Here is a 505-nt window from a genome sequence, read left to right on the forward strand (position 1 = left end):
GAGTTTGCAGACAAGTACCAAGTATCGGTGGGCACCGTACGCAAAGCGGTCGAAAAGTTAGTGGATGACGGCGTTTTGATAAAGCAGCAAGGTCGCGGTACTTTTTTAAAAAGGCCAAACTTTGAGGGCTCGTTATTAAGGTTTTTCAAATACCGTGATAAAGACGCTTCTTATGTCATACCGACTGGCGTCATCAAAAAGGTCATGTTGATAGAGCCTGTTGAGGCAATCAATAAAGAATTAAACATTCACGAAAAGGAAAGTTTAATTTATATAGAACGTGTGCGCATTGTCGAAGACAGAGTGATTTTGAGTGAAAGGATTTGGTTACCCGAGACCCGTTACCAAGATTTTATCGGTCTTGAACCTGAAGACTTTGAAAATCTACTTTATCCTTTTTATTACAAAAAGTGCGGTCAGTTTGTCTCGTCAGCCGTAGAAATGCTGTTTTTTATCTCTAATCATATAGACCCTTATCTAATTTACTGTGACTTCTTGCCTTCAG

Annotated in this window: 1 protein-coding gene; it reads left to right on the forward strand. The window is 39.6% G+C overall.

The window, feature by feature from the left end; all coding sequences use genetic code 11:
• Positions 1–505: GntR family transcriptional regulator (locus ACS8FC_RS21220; RefSeq protein WP_439298232.1), on the forward strand; the 505-nt coding region annotated here is incomplete at both ends.

Source organism: Psychrobacter sp. 1Y4, from assembly GCF_051847555.1.